The organism is Alcanivorax sp., from assembly GCF_014762765.1.
GTDB lineage: Bacteria > Pseudomonadota > Gammaproteobacteria > Pseudomonadales > Alcanivoracaceae > Alcanivorax.
In genome coordinates, this window is sequence record NZ_JABURH010000133.1 from 1 (window position 1) to 8,219 (window position 8,219).

Sequence of the window (8,219 nt, forward strand, 5' to 3'; positions counted from 1 at the left end):
ACCTGCTCCTGTAGATGCTGTGTGATAGTCCCGGTCGCTTTTGGCAGCCGGAAAGGCAAAACAAATAGCCTAATGACAGTGACCCTTAACAGGCACCGCAGTTCCTGCCGGATTCTTGTCCGATTCTCCGGAATGAGCGCTTGAGCCGCTTGGGGCATTTCGCTACTGTGGCCAACCCTTCTGTTTCGGCGGCGCCTTTTCTCGCCGCCCCCTGTTTGGAACCTGTTTATGTGGATCAAGAATCTGGTTGTGTTTGTGGGCGAAGAGGTCTTTCCTTTCTCCGTGGCCGAGCTCGATGAAACCCTGGACCAGAACCGCTGCCAGCCCTGTGGCTCGCAGACCCTGCGCACGGAAGGCTTTGTGCCGCCCCTGAAAGGGCAGGACCCGATGGTCTATGCGGTGGACGGCTTTATCTACTGCACCTACCAGGAAACCTCACGCTTGCTGCCCGGGCCGGTGATCAAGGAGCTGCTCGACGAGAAGGTGGAGCACATCCAGGACGAGGAAGGCCGCAAGGTGGGTCGCAAGGAAAAGGCGGATCTGAAAGAGCAGATCACCTTCGAGCTGATGCCCCGCGCCTTCACTCGCTCCCGTCGTACCTCCCTGCTGATTGATACCGAGCGCAAGCGGGTGATGGTGGATGCCTCGTCCGCCAGCCGTGCCGAAGAAGTGGTGGCCTGCCTGCGCAAGGCCATCGGCACCTTGCCGGTAGCGTATCCGGCCCCCAACTCCGCCCCCTACACCAGCTTCAGCAACTGGCTGAAAGACACCAAGCTGCTGCCGGAAGGGTTTACCCTGGGTGACCGTTGCGAACTGAAAGGCACCAAGGACGAAGGCGCGGCGGTGAAATTCACCGCCGTGGATCTGGGTCAGGAAGAAATCCTCGCCCATCTGGAAACCGGCATGGTAGCCACCCGTATCAATCTGGCCTGGCAGGATTCCCTGGAGCTAGATATCAACGACAAGCTGGAAATCAAACGCATCAAGGCGCTGGATCTGCTGCAGGAAAATATCGATGCCATGGACGCGGACGATGCGGTGGCAGAGCTGCAGGCGCGGATCAGCCTGCAGGGCAATGTGCTGCGCGAGGCGCTGGATGGGTTGTTCGGGTATTTCGAGGTGAATCCGGCTTAAGAGCAGCTACAAGCTGCAAGCTGCAACGCGATTGAGGTCTTCTTTTCGGAAAGGTTTTGCCCGCGCCCGAACTCAGCGGCGCGGGTGAAACGTTCAACAACAGGGAGGCAGTGATTCGCGTTGCAGCTTGAGGCTTGTAGCTTGCTTCCCCGGTCGTTGCTTAATCATCAATGTCCTTGTCGTCTTCCTGGTCCTTGTCCAGTTTGACGGTGGAGCCTTCATCGCAGTTCGGGGTATGGGTGAAGGTCCGGGTCACATCCAGGTAGCCCAGATGTGACAGGGTGCGGCGACCCAGCAGTACCGGGTAGATCATGTCCGAGCGGTCGTTCAGGGTGAACTGCTCTTCATAGATGGTGTTGCCCATGCACAGATTCATCAACACCACCGGGCGACGATCAATGCCACCGGCACCGCGAATCAGGACTTTGCGGTAACGGGGTTTTTCGAAAGTTTTTTCCTTTTTTTTGCCGCTGGCTTCATCGCGTACGTCCACGGTGAAGCGTACCCAGTCGTCACCGTCCTTTTCAAAAATTTCCACATCGGTGGCATGCAGTGACGAGGTCAGTGCACCGCTGTCCAGCTTCGCCTTCAGCTCCACGCCCCAGGGCTCGATAGTGGTCTTTTCCACCCAGCCGAAGACCGGGCGGTCGGCAGCCAGGGCTTGTCCGGCCAGCAGCAACAAGGCGGGGAACAGGGCAAGTGTCAGGCGAGGCATGGCATCTCCTTGATGATTCAGGTCGAACAGTACGACCGGTAATGGACGGCCCGGTTCCCCGGCTGTCCCGATCAGACCGGCCCGGGATCGAACTGGTACTTGTCCGGCTCGAACTTGCGGGTGCGCATCCAGTACTGGAACGTGAAGCTGGGCCAAAGGGTACGGTTTTTTCCGAATTCGTCCAGATACCAGCTCTCACAGCCCCCGGAGGACCATACCGCATCATCCAGTTGCGCCTGCAGGCGCCGGTTGAAGCCTGCCTGTACCTCCGGTTTCACGTCCAGGGAGCCGGCCTCTTCACGGAGCAGTTTGTTCACCGCCTGCATCACGTAGTTCACCTGTGCCTCGATCATGAACACGATGGAGGTATGGCCGAGCCCGGTATTGGGCCCCAGCAGCATGAAGAAATTGGGAAAGCCGCTCACCGAGATGCCCAGGTAGGCTTCCATGCCGGTCTCGTTCCAGGTGTCGCGAATTTCCTCGCCGCCCTTGCCGATGATCTGCATGGGGCCGATGGGGTCGGAGACCTTGAAGCCGGTGCCGTAGATAATGCAGTCCACCTCCCGCTCCACGCCTTTGCCATCGACAATGCTGTGGGCCTTCACTTCCTGGATGCCGTCGGTCAGCACCGCCACATTGTCCCGATTCAGCGACGGATAATATTCATCGGACATGAGAATGCGTTTGCAGCCGATGGTGTAGTCCGGGGTGACTTTCTTGCGCAGTTCCGGGTCCTTGATATTGCGGCGGATAAAGTGGCGGCCATATAGCTCCGCCAGTTTCATGGCGCGCGGGTCCACCGCCAGGCCCAGCACCCGGCTTTCCATCCACCAGTAGATGCCGCCCCGGAACAACTTCTGCGTCATCGGCAGGGTCTTGAACAGCAGCTTTTCAATTTTGGTCATGCGCCGGTCCGGTTTGCTCAGCACCCAGGGCGGGGTGCGCTGATACAGATCCAGCTGCTCGACCTGCGGGGCAATGCGCGGCACAAACTGGATGGCACTGGCACCGGTGCCCACGGCAGCCACACGTTTGCCGGTGAGATCGTAATCATGATTCCAGCGGGCGGAGTGAAAGGCCTCGCCCTGGAAGTTCTCCACCCCTGGCAGTTTCGGGTAGGCGGGGATGCTCAGGGCGCCGATGCCGGAAACAAAAATGCGCGTGGTCAGCTCGGTGCCGTCATGGGTGGTCACATGCCAGATCTGCTTCTGCTCGTCGTATTCGGCCTTCTCCACCTCGCAGTTGAAGCGCATATGCGGGGTGACGCCGAACTTGTCGGCGCAGCGTTTCAGGTAATCCCAGATTTCCTGCTGGGGAGCAAACATCCGCGACCAGCGCGGGTTGGGGGCAAAGGAATAGGAATACAGGTGGGAGGGCACATCGCAGGCGCAGCCCGGGTAGATATTGTCCCGCCAGGTGCCGCCGATATCCCCGGCCTTTTCCAGTACCACGAAATCGTCGTAGCCCGCCTCCTTGAGCTGAATCGCCATACACAGTCCGGAGAACCCGGCGCCCACCACAATCACCTGATGATCGGCACGAGCCGCCTTGTTGTTTTTGCTCATTGTGCACCTCCCTGGTTATCACCATCATGGCGTAAGGACTCAGACCCGGCCACCGCTGTTGCGCATTGCCAGCACACCGTTACCGACGATAAACAAAGCGGATGCGCCATGACCCGGGCGCGGCCCCAGCCCGCGTCATGACCAAGGTGGTCACCGCCACGCCGGTTACGATGGGGGCAGAGAACAACGAGGAATTTGCGATGACAGACAAGCCATCCGCGCCCTCCCTGGGGCTGTTACTGGGAGAAAGCCGGGCCATGCTGGCCTACGGACGTTACCTGCTGCGTGGCCTGGGCCATCGCCAGCTGCCCGCCGGCAATGGCCAGCCGGTGCTCGTGCTGCCCGGCTTCGGCGCCAGCGATGCCAGCACCCGACCCTTGCGCCGGGCCCTGACCCGGCTGGGCTACAACGTCTACGGCTGGGCCCAGGGCACCAACCTGGGCATGAACGGCAAACGCAAGGCCATGCTGGTAAGCCAGCTGCAGGCGATCCAGACTCGCCATGGCCAGCCCGTGGCGTTGATTGGCTGGAGCCTGGGCGGGGTGTTTGCCCGGGAACTGGCGCGGGCCTACCCGGACCGGGTCAGCCAGGTGTTCACCCTGGGCAGTCCCATCAATGGCGACCCGGAAGCCAACAATGTGACCACCCTGTTCAACCTCTTTAATCCCAAGCGGCCACCGCCGGATCGTGAAGCCTTCGAAGCGCGTATCCCGGCGCCGCCGGTGCCCTGTACCGCCATTTTTACCAAGCAGGATGGCATTGTTTCCTGGCAATGCAGCCAGGAAGAAGACGGCCCGCTCACCGACAATGTGGAAGTGCAGGGTACCCACGTGGGCCTGCCCTGGAATCCCCAGGTGCTGGCGGCCATTGCCGAGCGTCTGGCCCGCAACCCGGAGAAAGGCAATGAGTGACCTGCAGCCGGGCCGCTACCGGCACTTCAAGGGCAACGAATACCAGGTCATCGGCACCGCCACCCATTCCGAAACCGGCGACACCCTGGTGGTCTATCGCCCGCTCTACGGCGACCAGGCCCTGTGGGTGCGCCCCCTGGCCATGTTCACCGAAACCGTGGAGCGCGACGGCAAGGTCCAGCCACGCTTCGCCCGGGTGGGCGACTAGTCCTCCTCGGCCCCCCGGCCCGTTGGAGCTATGCTTGCATGGCGAACATGGCCAGGGAGTGGCAAGTTTCAAGTTCCAAGTTGCAACGCGGTCTGGAACTTGCCGCCACCCTGATAACGTTTGTCCCGCGCCGCAACCTCCTAGGCGCGGCCCATAACATTTTCGCCGGCGATACACCCGATTCGCGTTGCAGCTTGAAACTTGCAACTTGTCGCTCCCTCGGATGTTACAATGGCCCCTCGATAGCGGAGCCCATTGCATGACCACTTTTGCCGACCTCAATTTGCACGAGCGCCTGACCAAGGCACTCGGCGAACTGGAAATCACCACCCCCACACCTGTGCAGGCCTCAGCCATTCCCGAGGCCCTGGCCGGCCACGACCTGCGTGTGGTGGCCCGCACCGGTAGCGGCAAGACCGCCGCCTTCATGCTGCCCATGCTGCACCAGCTGTTGCAGCATTCCCGGCCGCGTACCGATACCCGTGCCCTGATTCTGCTGCCCACCCGTGAGCTGGCCCAGCAGACCCTCAAGCAGGTGGAAGCACTGGGTCGCTATACTTTCATCAAGGCGGAGCTGGTCACCGGTGGTGAAGACTTCAAGGTGCAGGCCGCCAAGATGCGCAAGAACCCGGAAATCCTCATTGGCACTCCCGGGCGCCTGATCGAGCATCTGGAAGCCGGCAACCTGCGCCTGCAGGACCTGGAAATGCTGGTGTTGGATGAATCCGACCGCATGCTGGACATGGGCTTCAGCGACGACGTACTGCGCCTGGCCGCAGAATGCCGTGCCGAGCGTCAGACCCTGCTGTTCTCTGCCACCAGCGGCGGCAACGCCATGGAGAAAATGGTCGCCTCCACCCTGCGCGATCCCAAGTCCCTGATGCTGGATTCCGTGCGCGACCTGAACGAATCCGTGGTCCAGCAGGTGATCACCGCCGACGACGTGAAACACAAGGAACGTCTGGTGCAGTGGCTGCTGGCCAACGAGACCTACGACAAGGCGGTGGTCTTCACCAATACCCGCGAGCAGGCCGATCGCCTGGGCGGCGTGCTGGTGGCCTCCAACCTGAAAGTGTTTGTCCTGCACGGCGAGAAAGACCAGAAAGACCGCAAACTGGCCATGGATCGCCTCAAGGCCGGGGCCGTGAAAGTCCTGGTGGCCACCGACGTGGCCGCCCGCGGTATCCATGTGGACGGCCTGGACCTGGTGATCAACTTCGACATGCCGCGCAGTGGCGACGAATACGTCCACCGCATCGGCCGCACCGGCCGGGTAGGCGGCGAGGGTACCGCCATCTCCCTGATTGCGGCCCACGAATGGAACCTGATGGCGAGCATCCAGCGTTACCTGCGGCAGAACTTCGAATACCGTCTGATCGAAGCCCTGAAAGGCAACTTCCTGGGGCCGAAAAATCTCAAGTCCAACGGCAAGGCCGCCGGCAGTAAAAAGAAAAAAATGAAGAAAAAAGCCGATGCCAAAAAGGGCAAGAAACCGGCCAGGAAAAAAGCGGTAGCGAAGAAAAATTCACGGACCAACAAGCCGGTACCGGATACCAACAGCGGCTTCGCCACCGTGAAAAAACGCAAGAATCCCGGGCCGCTGGATTGAGTCATGGCATCCCGGTGTCACGGGAGACGGGATAAATGAAGAGGCCGCGCCCGGCATTGGCGCGGCCTCTTTGCGTTTAGCGTCCAGCCCGGTCGGCTTTATAAAACCCGGTAAAATCCCTGCGCCCTTCACAGTCTTCCGGTGCCCGTGTCGTCATGCTGCTACGGTGACTACAAGGAGGTTGCCGTGCCGAAATACAGGGTCGTGGAGACAATGCCAGCGCCGGCGCTGCAGTGTCCGGATTGCGGCACTCACCTTGCCGAACCCTCCCGGCAGGCGCGGGGAGCCTGGCGTTGCCCCCGCTGCGACTGCCAGTTAAGCGGGGCCTGGTCGTTGCGTCCCGATTCCCTGCTGGCTTTGACCGTGGCCACGGCGGTGCTGTGGCTGCCGGCATTGATCCTGCCACTGATGCGTCTGGAAAACCTTGGTCTGGACCGTGAAGCGAGCTTGCTCGACTGTGTGTTGCGGCTTATGGAGGGGGCGTACCTTCCCGTTGGCCTTCTGCTTCTGCTGACCCTGGTGATCATGCCACTGGTGAATTTGTTATCGGCAGGGCGACTGCTTTGGGCGGCCCGTGCCGGGAGCGGAGGAGGGGCACCGGACCCCTTGTGGATGGCAATGTACCGGCACAGTCGCGATTGGGCGATGACGGACATTTTCCTGCTCGGCATTCTCATCGCCATGACCAAGCTCGGCGACATGGCCACCGTGACACCCGGCCCCGGCCTGTTTTGTCTGGTGGTGGCGGTGCTGTTACGCCTGATCATTGAAACCCTGGCACAGCCGGATCAGTTGCAACGGTTGCTGGAGGCCCGCCATGACTCCTAACGCCTCTGCGGCTCAGCAGCGAACCCTGGCCTGGTCGTTACTGCTGGCCGCCACCGTGTGGCTGGTGCCTGCCAATCTGTTGCCGATCATGGCGGTCACGGAAGCCGGTCGCGGCAACGCCTCCACCATTGCCGACGGCATCTGGCAGCTGTTCGAAGCGGGCATGCCGGGCATTGCCATCATCGTGTTTGTGGCCAGCCTGCTGGTGCCGCTGTTCAAGGTGTTGGTGCTGGCGGTGATCTACTGGCGTGCGGCCCGGGAGAACAACCCCCTGCTCAGTACCCGGGCATACCGGCTGGTGTACTGGATTGGGCGCTGGTCCATGCTGGATGTCTTTGTGGTGGCGCTGCTGGCGGCGGTGGTGGAATTCGGAAACCTGGCCCGGGTGGAGCCGGGGCCCGGTGTGCTTGCCTTCGCCCTGGCGGTGGTGCTGACCATGCTGTCCGCCCATGCCTTTTCTCCCCAACAACTCTGGTTGCAAGACCCTGACGGAGCGGATCATGGATACACCTGAAGTGAAACATTCCCGCTGGCCTTCGCCCATCTGGCTGGTGCCCCTGGTCAGCTTGTTGGTGGCCGGCTGGCTGCTGTACGACCAGCTGTTGCAGCGTGACGTGCAAATCGAAATCACCTTTGAAAATGGCTCAGGCATCAAGCCGGGGGTGGACCTGCGTTACCGGGGTGTGCCCGTGGGGAGCGTGGATGAGATCGTGCTCAGCGATGATCTGAAACACGTGACCGTTCACGCCAACCTGAACCGGGATGCGGAAAAACTGGCCCGGGAAAAAAGCCGTTTCTGGATTGTGGAACCGGAGCTGGGCATCGCCGGTGCCCGTAACCTGGATACCCTGGTGTCGGGCAAATACATCGCGGTGGAGCCCGGCGACGGGGAACCGGAAAAAACCTTCGAAGGCCTGGAAACGCCACCGGAACAACAGCCCAACCTGGGCCTGAAAGTGACCCTGGTGGCCGATCATCTGGGGTCCCTGAAAAAGGGCCGGCACATTTACTACCGTGATCTGCAGGTGGGCACCATCGGCGACAGCGAACTCAGCCAGGACGGCCGCTTCGTGGAAATCCAGGTCATCATCGAACCGAAATACGCCAAACTGGTGCGCAGCAATACCCGCTTCTGGAACAGCTCCGGCCTTACCGTGGATATTGGTCTGTTCAAAGGGGCGGAAGTGCAGGCCAGCTCCCTGGAAAACTTACTGCGCGGCGGCATCAGCTTTGCCACCCCACCGGAACC

At 61.1% G+C, this 8,219-nt stretch carries 9 protein-coding genes; 7 read left to right on the forward strand and 2 right to left on the reverse strand.

Annotation, left to right across the window (positions count from 1 at the left end; genetic code table 11):
* The first annotated feature begins 228 nt into the window (after positions 1–228).
* On the forward strand, positions 229–1,134 hold the full coding sequence (locus tag HUJ17_RS09365) for a recombination-associated protein RdgC (RefSeq protein WP_290510442.1): 906 nt from the start codon (positions 229–231) through the stop codon (positions 1,132–1,134).
* Between the two features lie 160 nt (positions 1,135–1,294).
* On the opposite strand, the gene HUJ17_RS09370 is transcribed toward HUJ17_RS09365, so the two are convergent.
* Both HUJ17_RS09370 and HUJ17_RS09375 read right to left on the reverse strand, forming a co-directional pair.
* Entirely contained in the window at positions 1,295–1,849 is a 555-nt protein-coding gene (locus tag HUJ17_RS09370) for an ATP-dependent zinc protease (RefSeq protein ID WP_290510443.1), read from the reverse strand.
* 71 nt (positions 1,850–1,920) lie between these two features.
* Positions 1,921–3,414: an NAD(P)/FAD-dependent oxidoreductase gene (locus HUJ17_RS09375; protein WP_290510444.1), complete on the reverse strand. Its 1,494-nt coding sequence runs from the start codon at positions 3,412–3,414 to the stop codon at positions 1,921–1,923.
* Between the two features lie 200 nt (positions 3,415–3,614).
* On the opposite strand from HUJ17_RS09375, the gene HUJ17_RS09380 reads away from it, so the two are divergent.
* From HUJ17_RS09380 to HUJ17_RS09405, 6 genes are all read left to right on the forward strand, one after another.
* Complete coding sequence (locus tag HUJ17_RS09380) at positions 3,615–4,325, forward strand: alpha/beta fold hydrolase (protein ID WP_290510445.1); 711 nt, start codon at positions 3,615–3,617, stop codon at positions 4,323–4,325.
* Positions 4,318–4,533, forward strand: a complete 216-nt coding sequence (locus tag HUJ17_RS09385) for a DUF1653 domain-containing protein (protein ID WP_035245397.1) — start codon at positions 4,318–4,320, stop codon at positions 4,531–4,533. Before HUJ17_RS09380 ends, HUJ17_RS09385 begins: the two co-directional genes overlap by 8 nt.
* Before the next feature lie 259 nt (positions 4,534–4,792).
* Positions 4,793–6,142, forward strand: a complete 1,350-nt coding sequence (locus HUJ17_RS09390) for a DEAD/DEAH box helicase (RefSeq protein ID WP_290510446.1) — start codon at positions 4,793–4,795, stop codon at positions 6,140–6,142.
* A 186-nt stretch (positions 6,143–6,328) separates the two neighbouring features.
* Entirely contained in the window at positions 6,329–6,970 is a 642-nt protein-coding gene (locus HUJ17_RS09395; RefSeq protein ID WP_290510447.1) for a paraquat-inducible protein A, read from the forward strand.
* Positions 6,960–7,484, forward strand: coding sequence for a paraquat-inducible protein A (locus HUJ17_RS09400; protein WP_290510448.1), 525 nt, complete (start codon positions 6,960–6,962; stop codon positions 7,482–7,484). Before HUJ17_RS09395 ends, HUJ17_RS09400 begins: the two co-directional genes overlap by 11 nt.
* Positions 7,471–8,219, forward strand: a 749-nt coding sequence (locus HUJ17_RS09405; RefSeq protein WP_290510449.1) for an MlaD family protein, incomplete at its 3' end; no start/stop codon positions are given. The genes HUJ17_RS09400 and HUJ17_RS09405, both read left to right, overlap by 14 nt.

Coding starts and splice junctions, on each gene's coding strand:
- HUJ17_RS09380 (WP_290510445.1), top strand. CDS start 3,615: ATGACAGACAAGCCATCCGCGCCCTCCCTGGGGCTGTTACTGGGAGAA.
- HUJ17_RS09375 (WP_290510444.1), bottom strand. CDS start 3,414: ATGAGCAAAAACAACAAGGCGGCTCGTGCCGATCATCAGGTGATTGTG.
- HUJ17_RS09390 (WP_290510446.1), top strand. CDS start 4,793: ATGACCACTTTTGCCGACCTCAATTTGCACGAGCGCCTGACCAAGGCA.
- HUJ17_RS09365 (WP_290510442.1), top strand. CDS start 229: ATGTGGATCAAGAATCTGGTTGTGTTTGTGGGCGAAGAGGTCTTTCCT.
- HUJ17_RS09385 (WP_035245397.1), top strand. CDS start 4,318: ATGAGTGACCTGCAGCCGGGCCGCTACCGGCACTTCAAGGGCAACGAA.
- HUJ17_RS09370 (WP_290510443.1), bottom strand. CDS start 1,849: ATGCCTCGCCTGACACTTGCCCTGTTCCCCGCCTTGTTGCTGCTGGCC.
- HUJ17_RS09400 (WP_290510448.1), top strand. CDS start 6,960: ATGACTCCTAACGCCTCTGCGGCTCAGCAGCGAACCCTGGCCTGGTCG.